14 protein-coding genes are annotated in these 11,924 nt (G+C 60.7%); 1 reads left to right on the forward strand and 13 read right to left on the reverse strand.

Annotated elements, in window-relative coordinates:
- Positions 1-12 precede the first annotated feature (12 nt).
- The 10 genes from ACWJJK_RS06985 to smbP all read right to left on the reverse strand — a co-directional run bounded on the left by ACWJJK_RS06985 (position 13) and on the right by smbP (position 7,603).
- Entirely contained in the window at positions 13-507 is a 495-nt protein-coding gene (locus tag ACWJJK_RS06985) for a hydrogenase maturation protease (protein WP_454128783.1), read from the reverse strand.
- Entirely contained in the window at positions 504-1,799 is a 1,296-nt protein-coding gene (locus ACWJJK_RS06990; RefSeq protein ID WP_454128784.1) for a Ni/Fe hydrogenase subunit alpha, read from the reverse strand. The genes ACWJJK_RS06985 and ACWJJK_RS06990 overlap by 4 nt, the downstream gene beginning before the upstream one ends.
- Complete coding sequence (locus ACWJJK_RS06995) at positions 1,796-2,575, reverse strand: NADH-quinone oxidoreductase subunit B family protein (RefSeq protein WP_347258197.1); 780 nt, start codon at positions 2,573-2,575, stop codon at positions 1,796-1,798. The genes ACWJJK_RS06990 and ACWJJK_RS06995 overlap by 4 nt, the downstream gene beginning before the upstream one ends.
- Position 2,576: 1 nt before the next feature.
- Entirely contained in the window at positions 2,577-3,410 is an 834-nt protein-coding gene (locus tag ACWJJK_RS07000; protein WP_119629439.1) for an FAD/NAD(P)-binding protein, read from the reverse strand.
- A gap of 8 nt (positions 3,411-3,418) precedes the next feature.
- Positions 3,419-4,516 carry a 4Fe-4S dicluster domain-containing protein gene (locus ACWJJK_RS07005; RefSeq protein ID WP_086133506.1) on the reverse strand — a complete coding sequence of 366 codons (1,098 nt, stop codon included), beginning with the start codon at positions 4,514-4,516 and terminating at the stop codon, positions 3,419-3,421.
- 194 nt (positions 4,517-4,710) lie between these two features.
- Positions 4,711-5,673: a substrate-binding domain-containing protein gene (locus ACWJJK_RS07010; RefSeq protein WP_454128785.1), complete on the reverse strand. Its 963-nt coding sequence runs from the start codon at positions 5,671-5,673 to the stop codon at positions 4,711-4,713.
- A gap of 38 nt (positions 5,674-5,711) precedes the next feature.
- Positions 5,712-6,266, reverse strand: a complete 555-nt coding sequence (locus ACWJJK_RS07015) for a DsrE family protein (RefSeq protein WP_166642542.1) — start codon at positions 6,264-6,266, stop codon at positions 5,712-5,714.
- 37 nt (positions 6,267-6,303) lie between these two features.
- Complete coding sequence (locus tag ACWJJK_RS07020) at positions 6,304-6,768, reverse strand: YgaP family membrane protein (RefSeq protein WP_077730658.1); 465 nt, start codon at positions 6,766-6,768, stop codon at positions 6,304-6,306.
- A gap of 105 nt (positions 6,769-6,873) precedes the next feature.
- Positions 6,874-7,083, reverse strand: coding sequence for a hypothetical protein (locus ACWJJK_RS07025; RefSeq protein ID WP_434130731.1), 210 nt, complete (start codon positions 7,081-7,083; stop codon positions 6,874-6,876).
- A gap of 118 nt (positions 7,084-7,201) precedes the next feature.
- A complete protein-coding gene (smbP, locus tag ACWJJK_RS07030) occupies positions 7,202-7,603 on the reverse strand; it encodes a small metal-binding protein SmbP (protein ID WP_077730656.1) in 402 nt (133 codons plus the stop codon).
- A gap of 441 nt (positions 7,604-8,044) precedes the next feature.
- On the opposite strand from smbP, the gene ACWJJK_RS07035 reads away from it, so the two are divergent.
- Complete coding sequence (locus ACWJJK_RS07035) at positions 8,045-8,464, forward strand: hypothetical protein (protein WP_133717184.1); 420 nt, start codon at positions 8,045-8,047, stop codon at positions 8,462-8,464.
- A gap of 12 nt (positions 8,465-8,476) precedes the next feature.
- Here ACWJJK_RS07035 and ACWJJK_RS07040 read toward each other — a convergent pair whose 3' ends face one another.
- The 3 genes from ACWJJK_RS07040 to ACWJJK_RS07050 form a co-directional block, all read right to left on the reverse strand.
- Entirely contained in the window at positions 8,477-9,379 is a 903-nt protein-coding gene (locus ACWJJK_RS07040; protein ID WP_086133509.1) for a sulfotransferase domain-containing protein, read from the reverse strand.
- 285 nt (positions 9,380-9,664) lie between these two features.
- Positions 9,665-9,958 (reverse strand): hypothetical protein, encoded by a 294-nt coding sequence (locus tag ACWJJK_RS07045; protein ID WP_077730653.1) that lies wholly within the window; start codon positions 9,956-9,958, stop codon positions 9,665-9,667.
- A 71-nt stretch (positions 9,959-10,029) separates the two neighbouring features.
- Positions 10,030-11,250: a cytochrome-c peroxidase gene (locus ACWJJK_RS07050; RefSeq protein WP_077730652.1), complete on the reverse strand. Its 1,221-nt coding sequence runs from the start codon at positions 11,248-11,250 to the stop codon at positions 10,030-10,032.
- Positions 11,251-11,924 lie beyond the last annotated feature (674 nt).

Below are 11,924 nucleotides of genomic sequence, written 5' to 3' on the forward strand. Positions count from 1 at the left end.
TTGCCCAGGGCGTCAGGCTTTCATGACGAGTCCCGCCAGTTGCGTGATTTCGGACAGAACGGCCGCGACTAAGCCGGGGATCGCCATCGCCACCGGCGCGCTCAAACCGTCGCCCGGTCCGAATTCGGCATCGGCCGGGATTTCGACGAGCAGTATGATGACCTTGTCCGGCAGATCGTTCAGCGCCCGGCCCAGGGCCAGGGTTGCCGAAAGCCCGAAGCCGTGGCTGGAGCAGGGCTCGGAGCCGTCTTCGATCTGTTGCGCATCCAGGCGCCGGACCGAACCCGGCGCCGATCCGGATTGCGCGGCGTCGATCAGGATCGCGAGACTCGCGCCCCGCATGGCATCGAGGAGATGGTTGCCGACCGGGGCGCAGACCTCCGCCGATACGAGTCCCTCGGGCAGCGCGCGGAAGCCGTCCGACAGCATCAGGTTTTCCACCGTGATCCAGCCGAGTCGGTCGTCGCCGAAAGGCGAACCCAGCCCCAGAACGCGGACCGGCGTCATTCGCGAATCACCTTCAGCTTCAGGAAATGCGTGGCGCAGGAAATGCACGGATCGTAGTTGCGGATGACCTTTTCTCCGTGCAGCCGCAATTCGCCGTCGCTGCGGTCGAGTCCGAAGGCTTCGATCGAGCGGTGCAGGTCCTCGGCGATGCGGGCCTGGTTCTGGCTAGTCGGAGGGACGATGCGCGCCTTGAGGATTTTGCCGTCCTCGCCGACATCGTAGCGGTGCCAGAGCAGTCCGCGCGGCGCCTCGGTGCAGCCGAACCCGCTGCCGACGCAGGTATGGCCGGAGACGAACGGGACGTCCGGCTCATAATTCTCGAGCAGGCGTATGGCTTCCACGATGGCGAGGTGAATCTCGACGGCGCGCGCCAGCATGCTGTGGAATACGTTGCGGGAAGGGAAGGGGATGCCAGTTTTCGCCAGCGTGGAGCGCACCGGTTCCGGCAGCCGATCCCAGTTCAGGTTGAGCCGAGCCAGGGGACCGACCAGATAGGAGCGACCTTCCAGCAAGGAATATAGCGCGGTGGAATGGGGTTCCTGGTGCTCCTTGAAGTGATCTTCGTAGCGGTCGACGGGAATATCGAGTCCGGTGTCCGAAACGATGCGGCCGGAATAGAGCGGGTATTCGCTCGGGTGCCGCAGCGCCACGCTGACGAAGTCCTGTTGGTCTTGAGGCACATCGACACTCGCGGTCCAGGCGACCAGGTTTTCCGCATCCGGCAGAGCGGCTCGCAGCCGGTCCAAGAGCTTTGTCACCCGGTCCTTGGGCGGCGCGGAATGGAACCCGCCGAGCCGCGCGCCCACCGGATGCACCGAGCGCGCGCCGAACAGCCGGATCAGTTCGTTGCCGAGACTTTGAAGGCGCAGCCCGCGGCGGACCTCGTCCGGATAATCCCGCGCCATTTCCGGAGCGCTGGAGTATCCGAAGAAATCGGGCGCCGCCAGCAGGTGGATGTGCAGGCTATGGCTCTGAATCCATTCGCCGCAGTACATGGCCCGGCGCATGGCTTCTATCCAGGGCGTGGAGCGCCAGCCGAACAGGCTTTCCAGGGCCTGCACCGCGCTCATCTGGTAGGCCACCGGACAGATGCCGCAGATCCGCGCCACCATATCGGGTACTTCGAAGGCTTCGCGTCCTTCCAGGAACTTCTCGAACAGGCGCGGCGGCTCGCCAATGCTGAACTTCAGGTTCTCGATGCGGCCGTCGCGGATGTGAAGATCGAGGGCGCCTTCGCCCTCGACCCGCGCCAGGACGGGCACGTTGATCTTGATTTCCCGGCGCTCGTTCATGATTTCTCCCTCCAGCGCTTGCCGGCTTCGCGGAAGGCCTCGGCTTCGCTGTTGATGTAGCGGAAGCGGCGGGCGATGCGCTCTGCGGGCATGCCTTTCTGCTCGAACCAGCGGCCCCAGGAGTCGCCGTTGATGTTCTCCGCCGGTCCGTAGCAGCCGTAGCAGTCGCGGCCTATGCCGGGGCACAGCACGCCGCAGCCGGTGCGGGTGACCGGTCCCATGCAGTGCTGCCCCTGGGCCACCATGACGCAGACGATGTTTTTCCGCTTGCATTCCATGCAGATTTTTTCGTTTTCGTCCCGCGGCGGGGCGCCGAGTAGCAGCGAGCTCACCGTCGCCATGACCTGCCGGGTGTTGACCGGGCAGCCCCAGAGCTCCATGTCTACGGGCACATTGGCGGCGATGGGCGTCGCCGTGTCCAGATGGTCGATCTTCGAGGGATCGGAATAGACGTCGGCGAACCAGCGGGCGGCGTCCGCCTGGTTGCGCAGCGCCTGCAGGCAGCCCGAGGTGGCGCAGGCGCCGATGGGTACGAGGAAGCGAGTGTTTTCGCGGATGCGGCGGATGCGCTCCCGCTCTTCGTGGGTGGAGATGCTGCCTTCGATGAAGGCGAGGTCGGCCGGCGCATCGGGGTCGACGATGCCCGCTTCGGCAAAGTGCACCACGTCCGCCAGCTCGAACAGTTCCACCAGTTTTTCGCCGGCATTGAGAAAGGCCAGCTGACAACCATCGCAGGACGAAAATTTATGGACGGCGACGCGAAGCTTCTTGTCCATGTCAGAACCCCTTCTTGCCCAGGAGGGCCTTCAATTCGGGATAGGGAAACACCGGGCCGTTGCGGCACACGAAGGGCGCGCCGATCATGCAGTGTCCGCAATGGCCGATGCCGCAGTGCATGTTGCGCTCCATGCTGAGCCAGATGTTCCCGTCGGCCACGCCGCGCTGGCCGAGCTCGTAGATGGAAGCACGCATCATCGGCTCGGGGCCGCACAGGAAGACGATGGTCTGGCCAGGATCGATATGGGTCCGGTCGAACAGCGCCGTCACCAGGCCCTGATGCCAGGTCCAGCCGGGCTCGGCCACTTCCGCCGCCAAAAGCACCTGCGTATCCGGCAATTCCCTCCATCGCTGGTACTGCTCGTGCCAGATGAGGTCGTCGGAGCGTTTGACGCCTTGCATGATCAAGAGCCGCCGGAAGCGCTCGCGCCGCGCCACGATGTAGCGGATGACCGAAACCAGCGGCGCGCAGCCGAGCCCTCCGGTGATGAGCGCGACATCCTTTCCCTGAGCTTCGAGCAGAGGCCATCCGCGCCCGTAGGGACCGCGCACGCCGATCCGGTCGCCCGGCTGGAGCCGGCTCAGCGCGCGGGTGACGCGGCCGACGGCCCTGATCGTGTGGTCCAGCGTTTCCGTCTCGTCGGGATCGGAGACGATGGAAATCGCCACCTCGCCGATGCCGTACAGGTAAATCATGTTGAACTGGCCGGGTACGTATCCGTAGGCGCCTTGGGCGGCCGGATCGGTGAACCTCAGCTTCAGGGTGAAGATGGTCGGCGCCTCCTGGACGCGTTCGACGATTTCGGCTTCGCGCGGCAGATAAGGATTTTGCATGGGCCTCCTCAGCGGCAGATGGCCGCCAGTTCTTCCGTAATGTCGATCCCCACCGGACACCAGGTGATGCAGCGCCCGCAGCCCACGCAGCCGGAGCGCCCGAACTGGTCGTGCCAGCTGCCCACCTTGTGAGTCAGCCATTGGCGATAACGGGTGCGGGTATCGGGACGGATGGTGATGCCGTGGATGTAGCTGTGCCTCTGGGTAAAGCAGGAATCCCATTCCCGATAGTGTTCGCTGCGGCTCCCGTCGAGGCTCGGCACATCGTTCTCGCTATGGCAGAAGCAGGTGGGGCAGACTAGGGTGCAATTAGTGCAGGAAAGGCAACGCTGCGCCACCTCGTTCCAGCGGGGATGATCGAGACGGGCAAACAGCACGTCCTTGAGATTGCGTGACGGAACGCCCTTGACCTGCCGACGGCCGGCGTCCTCGATCTCCCGGTCGGTGGTTTCGATTTGTTCGGCGCTCGCTTTCTTGACCGGCAGTCCGGCGAGAATCCGCTCGCCCTTTTCGCTTCGCGCCTCGATCAAAAAGCCCTCGTCCAGCTCCGAAAGCGCGAGATCGTAGCCGTAGCTTGCCCGCGGTCCGTCGCCGGTCGAGGCGCAAAAGCAGTTGAGGGAGGGGTGGGTGCAATGGACCGCGATCAGGAACAGCTTTTGCCGCCGCGCCGTGTACCAGGGGTCGGGATGCTCGCCCTGCATGAAATGCCGGTCGTAGATGTAGAGCGCGGCCAGATCGCAGGCTCTGGCGCCGATGACGGCTACGGGTTCGGCTTGCGGCGATTCGCCGGCGAATTCGACGGACCCGTCGGCCTTGCGCTCCGCGGTCCAGAGCTTGTCGCGGCCGGCGAAGGTCAGCGGGCGCAGAGCTTGCGGTCCGTTGGCCCAGGCAAAGAAGCGCGGCTCGGCGGTTTGTTCCAGCCCGTATTGGCCCGGCGCTTGCCGGTCGTGGATACCCTGCGGCAGATCCTCGACGCCGGTAATCGGCTCGTAAACGATGGCGCCGTCCCTGACGCGCGGACCGATGCATCGATAACCGGCGGAAATCAGTTCGGACAAGAGTCTCGGAAATTCGCTCCGGGGCAGAAAGTTGCGTCGCTCGGCCATGGTTTGGACTTCCTGTTGCATTACCGCTTACCCATGGCAAGCGTGGCGTTCGGAGGATTGTAAATCGTTTCGGACATCCGTGAAACGATGAAACGGCGCAGACCGGTCTCTTACGAAAATAGACCAATGGGTCCCGAATGGACCGTTCACCCCGAGCGTATGGAAGGGTTTCAAGCGCCTAATGGGATTGGATCCTAGCGCGGTCTCGCCATGCTGTATTTCTCGAGAATGGATTCAGCCTCGTCGGAACGCAGGAACGCCAGCCAATCCTTCGCGGCACCCGGATTTCGGGCGTTCTTGGCGATGGCGGCGGCCTGTATGCCCTCGCGGTTGTGTTTCGGCGGGATCGGAACGAAGTCGATAGGATGGCCGATCATCATCTGGTATCGCGGCTCGCTGATCCAGGTCACCCCGGCGTCGACCTTGCCCTGCATGATCCAGAGCGGCGTCTGCCGATGATGAATTTCGGTCAGGAATGCGTCGCCCTTTTTCACCTTGGTATCGTAGATTTCCCGGACCAGATCCTCACCGCCCGCCTGCCGGAGAGCGGCTCTGATCTGCTCGGAAATGCCCTCGGTTTCCGGATCGGGATTGGCGAGCCGCACACCCGGCTTGCCGAGATCTTCCAGCGAACGGATGTCCTTGAGATTGCCTTTTTTCACCATGATGGCGAGGCGATTCTTAATGAAACGCACCGGCGGACCTTGCAAGACGCCCTGTTCGATCAGTTCGGCGATCCGTTTTTCTCCGGCCTGGACCACGTCGGGCTGGATCGACAGGGTAAGATTGCCCACGGTAATCGTGTTGTGGTCTTGAAGTTGTTTCACGATGACGCCCGGCGGAAGCGTTTCGTAGAAGATTCGTCCCCGGAGTTCGGGCTTTTGCCGCTCGAATGCGTCGACCAGTTCTTCCAGGGCGAAAAAGTAGTTGCCGCCGGCAAATACGACGAACTCGGCCGCAGCCGGATTGCCGTGGAAATCCGGCATGTTGTCGACTTCCGGCACCGTGAACACGACACCGGGATGGGCAGCGGGAGGCGTTTCTCCTTGCCAAGGCGGGAAGACGGCGGGCAATGCGGCGGTGGCCGAAGTATCCGCGCTCATGATCGACTCCGCGAACAGAAAGGCCGAAACGGCCAGCCAGAGGTGTTTCCACACGTCGGCTACTCCATCGGTTAAGAGGACGGCATGCTTCTTCAATCCGGAATCAGGGCGTACCCGTCCATCTGATACAGCGGGAGTACGGACAGAGCCGAAAGCGCCACCGTGATGTCCGGATTGACGTCGGCCGGCTCGAATTCCTTTTCCGCCAGAGCTTGCCCGCAGACGTAAAGCGTAACGCCGGCTTTCTTCAGCGCCTGGATCAGTTCCGTGTTGGGGTTTCCGTTGCCGAACCGGTTGCGGTAGCGTTCGTCCTTCAGAATCGCCGGGGTCGCCGAGCCGTGCACCACCAGAACCAGCTTCAGGCGTTCGATTGGCACTCCGGCCAGGGCGAAGGTGTTGATCAGCCGGGCCACGTGATCCAGCCCTTCGTTCGGCTTTTCGGGCGTCTCGGCACCTTGGGTGATGTCGAACAGCACCTTGTAAGTCCGATCCGGCGAAGGCCGCGCCGCCGCATCCGGATACGGCCGAACCTTGCCGTAGCCCCGAATGGCGGGGTATTCCCATCCGGACTTGGATTCCGCCGAAGCCTGGTCCATCGAGCTGCCGATTAGCAGACCCGCCAAAACGAAGGTCGTCCTTTTGGACATGCCGGTCTCCTTTTCGGGAACGGTAAAGAAGCGGAGCTCAGATCTCGACCGCCCGAGACACGGTGTCGGCATCGCGGGCGGCCTGACCTCCCGCAATCGACTCGAAGTCGCCTCGGAGTGCCTTCAGTGCGTATTTTTCCCGGTCGATCTCGCGCCGTGTGCGGATGCCGAGCCGACGGAACACGGAAACCGGCGGACACCAGCCTTGCAGCGCGTGTTGAAGGAGGAAGCCGGCGACGCCGGTCGAAAGCCATAGCCAACGGCGGCTGTGTATTTGGGACAAGGCCAAGCCGGCGAGAGAAAAACTGGCGGCATTGGCTTCCAATACCCTCTCGATGTCCCACTCCCGGTCCAGCGCATCGATGCGGCGCGTCAGGGTTTCCCGGCTCGTACCGGCGTACTGGCTAATAGTCGCGCGAATTTCGTCGTCGATGCGCGCGTTGATGTCCGGGGGCGTATGCCGTCGGACCCGATCGGTTTCATAAGGCTGAATTGCAGTCATCTTCGATCTCCTCGGATGTTTTTCGCTCCGGGATCGCTTAGCACCCATCACCACAGTCTGTGTGGTCCTCCCGTGCGGGTGGCGGGATCTCGGATCAGTCTGGCCTCAGAATTTGGTCGAGGTTACGCCCTCGAAGTAAAGGGTATCTTCGTACGCGGTGACGCACGCTTGGCATCCGCATTGCCCCAAGCAGGGGTCCGGGCATTCCGGAACGCATGTGCAGACTTCCCAAAAGCTCTGATCGTTGGTAAAGGGCCCCTTGTAAATGCCATCCGGCCGATAGCGTTTCCTTCCTTCTTGGGTGGGTATCTTCATGAGTTTCTCCCATATCAATCGTAGCCGCCGAGGTGGATTCAAACGATAGAATTTGCACAAACGGGTTTTCTGCCCGTTCCCTCGGGGAATGGTTAGGGCGAGGGTGAAAGCGCGCACGCTATTTTGCTGCTCTGAGGTGATCGATGGCCTCTTGGGCCGCTTGCCGCGCCATCTCGGCTTGATCCGCGTCGCTATGCTCGATGGCGCTATCCAGGCTTTTCAATGCCGCCGTCAAATGCTCGTCGAACGTGGACTGGGTCAATGCGGCCTCCACGTACGTCTTGGCGAGTTTTGCGTGCTCGCCCACGCCTTTGGCGTCGCCCTTCTCACCGGCGAGTACCGCGGCTTCGGAGTGTTTCCAGGCTTCCTTGATGTGCCGCTCCTTCGTGAACACGCGCCCCTTTTCGTCTTTTCCGGCAATCCCGGCTTGAGCGTGCTGTATGGCTTCTTCGGCTATCGCGGCGTTGAGGTTGAGTCCGAATAATGACACTAGGAGACCGATAAGCATCTTGCTGCGCATGTGGCTCCTCCTTTGAGCCCTATCGGCTCGAAAAAAAAGCTCAAATTTAACAATTAGTAAGTCGGAAGACTCTTACAGTTGCTAAGGAGTTTTACGAACAGATGCTTCGCGGATCGGATATGCGACAATCATCCCGGCGCGGGTTGGGAGAATTTTGATGATCGATGAGGCGCGGAGATTGACGAGCCAGGGAAGGGAAAGGTTCTGCTATTCTGCCCTACGAGCTGTGCTCTGGTCGAAGCGAAAACAAATCAGACCGAGTTAAAGCGCTAGCCGGCCAAACCATCCGGAGCTATTCGCGTTGTCGGCATAATTCGGCGTGATCGCGTGCAATGCGGGCGCCCGCTGGCCATGGGCCGATAAGAGGTCCAGAATCGCCGTACGGGATCACGGCTTCGGATCTTAGCTCTGCAAATTGAATATCCTGCCACAGGAGACATTATGAATCGTAAAGTTGGGGGTGATAGGCCGGCACGGCCGAACGGTCGTATTCTGGCCATTGTGTGCTGCCTTCCTCTCGCGGCGTGCTCCCTCATCACAGTGCACACGCCCGGGGGCAATACACGCACGATGAACCAGCGCGAGTTCGCGGAATACGTCGAGCACGTTTTTCGCTATCACAACCAAGTCGTCAACGAACTCATCGAACTTTCGGGCACAAGCGACGATATCGATGATGAGGACGCCGCCGAGCTCGCGAAAGAAGAGGCTCATATGCTTCAAGTCTGTGCATCTCTCAACGACGTCGTTTCCGAGTCCATGACCGGGCAGGACACCGATTTTCAGGCCAAAATGCGGCTTGTCGACGCGGTTCCCGAATGCGAGGCGGCAACCCGCAAAGTGGAAGACCTGTTGCCTTAAGAGAGGGAAAGGTCAGGTCTCTCCCGATGCGAGCCAACGGGCGCAGTCGGCGCCCAATTCCGCGACGGCGCGGGACTCATACTCGTTCACATCGTCCGCCGTGAGAGTATCCGTCCAGCGGCCGTTCGTTCCCTTGTTGATGAAAACCCGAGCGCCTCCGTCCCAGAAGACGCCTCCCAGCGGAGCGCTTTTCGGCGCATTCTGCTTCATCCAGTCGAAGGAGCAATGCTCGACGATGGCTCCCCAGTTCGATTCGTCTACGGAGATGTCGAGGAAGGCGGCGATGCGGCGTATCTGGCCCGGCAGATCCCGTTTCAAATCGGCGAAATGGACCAGCATGACGTTGGGCATATTCCTGATGCTCCACCAGCTGCGGACGTTTTCCCAGAACGGCCAGAAAGGATAGCCGTCCCGATCCATCCAGTCGCGCCAATATTGCCGGACATCGCTGGTCGGCGGCTCGATCGGAGGACCCACGCGTCCGGGCGTGTCGTTCAAGGCTTCGTACCAGGCCCGATTGGCATTCGCGTGGTGGTTGTACAGACTCCAGACCACGTCCCGCCCGTCGCGTCCGATGTAGATGTACTTGGCGCGAGGCGAGAATACGAGGGCGTCTACCGGCAAGTGTGTCTTGAGGAAACGCCTATGGGTCTGCGCCTCCACGACCGGCAGCTTTTCCGCTTTAGGCGGTACGCGCAGATCGAGCCACGGCGACATGGTCGCGACCTCGATACCCGGATCGCCGCCGAAGAGCAGTTGGCCAACGATCTGCTGCATCCAGGTCGTACCGGATTTCCCGTAAGTCGCGACGACGATGTCGTCATCCCGAAATGCAAAGTCATTCCAGATCGTGGAATCGAAATGATGATTGTGGATCTCGCGAGCTTTTTTCGGCCATTCAACCGTCTGCGCCATGCGTTCATGTCTCCGGGGTGATTTTGGTTCTTCGAGAAGCGACTTTCCGATCTATTATTCAGGCCCGTAAATACCCTCCTGGTATTTCGGGCCGCCGCCCAGGCCCGGTACACGCCCGGCCTGGGCTCACGCGGCTTGTCGCCGCGCCGGGGCATCCCTGCCCCGGATTAACCCGGCCTATATTTATAGGCCGGGTTAATAGGCGAAGTCGGGTTCAGCGCCAACGACGTATTTTCCTAAGGTAAGCCTAATGACGATCGCTGAGCAACTCGTGCGTGTCGATTCTCACCGAATCAAGGCGGCGACGCACGATGCAAAACCTTTCGCCTCTTCGGGCAGTTCGGCGCGTTCGGCCGGGAGAGTGGGATCGGAAAGCGTAAACGACCCGGCCATCTTCGGGCTGGCGCCGGTTGTGTCTACGCTTCCCGCGATGTTGAAGGAATAGGACTTCCCGGCCGGCAGAAAGCCGATACATCCTTCGATAGTGTTTCCGGTACCCGCACTGTGGACTATGGCGAATGAGCTCAGGAGAGCGAGACTTCCAACGATTCCGATCGTGATCAAGATAAGATTTTTCATATTTCTTCTTCTTTTTTGATGACTCGCGAGGCGGTCACCGAGCCGCGTCAGCGGCCCGGTGGACGACCAAGTTAGGGGTGGTATCCATCCGACAGTGTCTTCAGAAAAGCGACGATCGCATCCTCCTGATCGTCGGTCAGATGAAGATTGCCCAATTCGTCGGTGTTTACATTCACGGGAACTTCCGGTGCCGGCCAGCAGTCTTGAGCCAGCGCATCCGCTTCCGTCGTGAACGGATTGAGACAAGTCGGTTTGGCATCCCGAGTGTTGTAGAAATGAACGATCCCTTTCAAGCTCTTGAAATACCCGTTATGTGCAAAAGCCTTGACGAAACCCTCATACGGCCGCTTGTCGACGTTGCGCAGCGTGGGCACCTTTTGTTTGCCCAGGTTGGCCGGTGCAAATTGCTGATAATCCGAGCGGTTCGCCAGGAATTCGCCGAGACCGAGGTCGATCCAGCCAAAACCCGCGGCGTTGAACTCGGACTGGGTATAGAAGGGGTTGTCGGGATTGCGGGGCACGCCGATGTTGTCATAAGTGAAGTCGGTGAACAGCGGCGGCTGGCCGTTGGGACCCGGATCCACGACATGGCAGTTCACGCATTTTCCTTTGCCTTTAAATAGGTTAAGCCCTTTCTTCTCTTGCTTGGTCAGTTTGACCACGCCTTTTAGATAATAGTCGTATTTCGAGGTAAAGGCGTTCGACTCGGGCGAGGCCTCGAAGTCGGCGACGGAGCGCGCGATGCGGTCGAAAGCGGCGTCCACGTTGTCCGGATCGCAGGCATCCGATCCCCAGACTTGCTTGAAAAGGCTCGCGTAGGAGCTGCCGCAAACTCTCGAAACGACATCGGCCGGCGCGGCCAGGGCTTGCTCCAAGGGATTGAGGAAAGGGCCTTGTGCCTGGTCCGCGGCCGGGTTGCCCAGTTTTTCGCCAGTGGCGCGGCCGTCCCAGAAGTTGCCGCCGATGAATAATGCGTCCTTCTTTTCGATTACATAATGCAAGACCGGGCTGGGGGACGCATAGGCCGAACTGGGCGGTTTGCGGTTGCCGAATCGGCCGCTTATGGAACCCTCATACACCGTCCCGGCTGCGTTGAGCGCGGAGTCGGGGCCGGTCCAGCCCGCCTCGGGCGCGTGGCAGGCAGCGCAGGCCTGGTTGCCGTTGACCGATAGATTTTCGTCGAAGAATATGGACTTTCCCAACTCCTCGGATGGCGTCAATGCCTGCGTCACAACGGGCTCTGCCATCAGGCACAGGCTTAGCGCGTAAATGGTGACCGTCTTCTTGCTCATGTAATCTCTCCTCCTGTTTGAGATCATCCGACTACGTTGTACGTCAGCCGAATCCAAAATGTGACAGACGCTCAAGCGTCGGCCGATTTGTCCCTCTCCAATACCGCTTACCTCTATCGAGCATCGCACCGATTTGGCCCTTCACCGGTCTGCCGGCCACACTCGACAGCCGGTCTCGGGCCGATACGTCAAACCGCCGGCACTTGTCGGGTCACTTGGGCGTAGGTCAACTCGACGGAGCTAGAAAAAACGAGCTGAACGGCTGGTCCGGAATTGCAGCTCGAACAAGCTGGGAACGCCGCAATGAAAGCGAAATTTTCCGGTGCGATACCGCGCTAGGAAACGCCCAAAGAGCATGACGGTCAAGTCGGTGAAATACGGAAAACCTTGTAGGACTAGGCTTACACGCCAAACCCCCTCAAGTGAAGCCGGCTGGACGGGGAAATCTTTCCTGACATGACCCGGCGGGAGACATGGCGGTGGATCGGCAAGGGATTGCCGACCCACCGCTTATTTTCGCCTACATATTGAAGCGCGGCGATTGCCCAATCCACTCTGCCAGGCGTTAGGTAAGCTCTGAACAAGTGGATTCCGTTCATGCCCTTCGACAGGCTCAGGAGAGCGTTCGACAAGCCTGTCCTGAGCCTGTCGAAGGACTTAATCAGAGCTTCCTT

It is taken from the genome of Methylocaldum gracile (assembly GCF_053646815.1).

What these genes read in the sequence shown, in the direction of transcription:
- ACWJJK_RS06985 (WP_454128783.1), bottom strand. Translation starts at nt 507, where the DNA reads ATGACGCCGGTCCGCGTTCTGGGGCTGGGTTCGCCTTTCGGCGACGAC.
- ACWJJK_RS06990 (WP_454128784.1), bottom strand. Translation starts at nt 1,799, where the DNA reads ATGAACGAGCGCCGGGAAATCAAGATCAACGTGCCCGTCCTGGCGCGG.
- ACWJJK_RS06995 (WP_347258197.1), bottom strand. Translation starts at nt 2,575, where the DNA reads ATGGACAAGAAGCTTCGCGTCGCCGTCCATAAATTTTCGTCCTGCGAT.
- ACWJJK_RS07000 (WP_119629439.1), bottom strand. Translation starts at nt 3,410, where the DNA reads ATGCAAAATCCTTATCTGCCGCGCGAAGCCGAAATCGTCGAACGCGTC.
- ACWJJK_RS07005 (WP_086133506.1), bottom strand. Translation starts at nt 4,516, where the DNA reads ATGGCCGAGCGACGCAACTTTCTGCCCCGGAGCGAATTTCCGAGACTC.
- ACWJJK_RS07015 (WP_166642542.1), bottom strand. Translation starts at nt 6,266, where the DNA reads ATGTCCAAAAGGACGACCTTCGTTTTGGCGGGTCTGCTAATCGGCAGC.
- ACWJJK_RS07020 (WP_077730658.1), bottom strand. Translation starts at nt 6,768, where the DNA reads ATGACTGCAATTCAGCCTTATGAAACCGATCGGGTCCGACGGCATACG.
- ACWJJK_RS07025 (WP_434130731.1), bottom strand. Translation starts at nt 7,083, where the DNA reads ATGAAGATACCCACCCAAGAAGGAAGGAAACGCTATCGGCCGGATGGC.
- smbP (WP_077730656.1), bottom strand. Translation starts at nt 7,603, where the DNA reads ATGCGCAGCAAGATGCTTATCGGTCTCCTAGTGTCATTATTCGGACTC.
- ACWJJK_RS07035 (WP_133717184.1), top strand. Translation starts at nt 8,045, where the DNA reads ATGAATCGTAAAGTTGGGGGTGATAGGCCGGCACGGCCGAACGGTCGT.
- ACWJJK_RS07040 (WP_086133509.1), bottom strand. Translation starts at nt 9,379, where the DNA reads ATGGCGCAGACGGTTGAATGGCCGAAAAAAGCTCGCGAGATCCACAAT.
- ACWJJK_RS07045 (WP_077730653.1), bottom strand. Translation starts at nt 9,958, where the DNA reads ATGAAAAATCTTATCTTGATCACGATCGGAATCGTTGGAAGTCTCGCT.
- ACWJJK_RS07050 (WP_077730652.1), bottom strand. Translation starts at nt 11,250, where the DNA reads ATGAGCAAGAAGACGGTCACCATTTACGCGCTAAGCCTGTGCCTGATG.